1 protein-coding gene is annotated in these 1,454 nt (G+C 75.0%); it reads right to left on the reverse strand.

Going from position 1 to position 1,454, the window contains the following annotated elements; translation table 11 throughout:
• A partial coding sequence (locus AOK09_RS36850) for a threonine/serine exporter family protein (RefSeq protein WP_107101547.1) occupies positions 1-1,454 on the reverse strand: 1,454 nt, incomplete at both ends.

A 1,454-nucleotide genomic window follows, 5' to 3' on the forward strand; every position in this document is an offset into this window, starting at 1 on the left:
CGACGGCCAGCGCCAGCGCCAGTGCCGCGGCCCGGCTGACGGCGACCAGTCCGTCGGAGGCGTCGCCCTGGGCGACCGAGAGCATGCCCAGGTAGATCGCCGAACCGGGCAGCAGCGGCCCCAGCGCCGCGGTGACATAGGGCAGCGCCGAGGCGTAGCGGTAGCGGGAGGCCAGCTGGCCGAAGAGGCCGACCAGGCCGGCCGCCACCCCGGTGGCGACCACCGGGGACACCCCGACGTCCACGGTGAGCGCCCCGTACACCGCCCACCCGACGCCGCCGTTGAGGGTGACCAGCAGCAGGGAGCGGCGGTGGCTCTGCAGCATCACCGCGAACGCCAGGGTGAGCAGCATCGCCGCCGGCAGCTGCAGCGGCGGGTAGCTGTGCTGCAGCAGGCTCTGCTCGGGCCGCAGCTCGGCGCCGAACCGCACCCCGACGTAGAGCACCAGCAGCACGCCGGTGATGATGCCGGCCACCAGGTAGAGCACTTCGAGCAGCCGGGCGGCCGCGGTGATGTAGAAGCCGGTGAGTCCGTCCTGCACCGCGGAGACCAGGGCCCGCCCGGGCAGCAGGGCGAACAGTCCACCGGTGATCACCACCGAGCCGCGCAGCCCGGTGCCCGGACCGGCGAGGGCGAGCAGGACGCCCATCCCGGCGGCCGGCATGGCGGCGATCACGAACTGGTAGAACTCCGGGAGCCCCCGGCTGGCGACCAGCCAGGCGAGCCGGTCGCCGAGCAGCGCCGCGACGAAGGCGGTGGCGAAGACCAGCCAGGCCCTGGCGTCCAGCTGCCCGCCGACCAGCAGCGACGCGGCTCCGGCCAGGCCGCCGGCGCAGAGCGAGAGCAGCCAGCCGGGGTAGGGGTGGCGGTTGCGGCGGATCTCGGCGAGGCGGCGGTAGGCGTCGTTGACCCCGGCCCGCTCCGCCGTGATGTCGGCGACCAGCCGGTAGACGGCGGCCAGCCGGGTGTAGTCGGAGGCGCGGCGGCGCACCGTGCGGTCGGCGGTGATCGGGGCGTCCACCAGCGAGGGCTGGTAGGAGATGGAGATCATGATGAAGGTGACCTGGGGCTCGCACCGGTCCAGGCCGTAGGCGTGGGTCACGCCCAGCATGGCGGCCTCCACGTCCTCCGCGCTCTCCCCGCTGGCCAGCAGCAGTTCGCCGATGCGGAGACTGAGGTCGAGGACGCGCGGGACGTTGGGCCCGGCGGCGGCCTCGGGACGGCCCTCGTGCGGGGTGCGCTCGAAGACCGGGCGCTCGGACATGGGGGTGCGCAGCAGGGTGCGCATCCGGTCCGGCCAGGGGGCCGCGCCGGGCGCGCCGACCTGCAGTGAGTGCAGGGGTATGCCGGAGGGCGGGGTGTAGCCGACGGTGCGCCAGTCGTCGCCCGTGGAGAGGGTCGGCTCGTCGACGGGGCCCAGCAGACCCGCGGTGGGGGGCGCCTCGGAGGGGTGC

The organism is Peterkaempfera griseoplana (assembly GCF_001418575.1).
In the GTDB taxonomy this organism is placed as follows: domain Bacteria; phylum Actinomycetota; class Actinomycetes; order Streptomycetales; family Streptomycetaceae; genus Peterkaempfera; species Peterkaempfera griseoplana.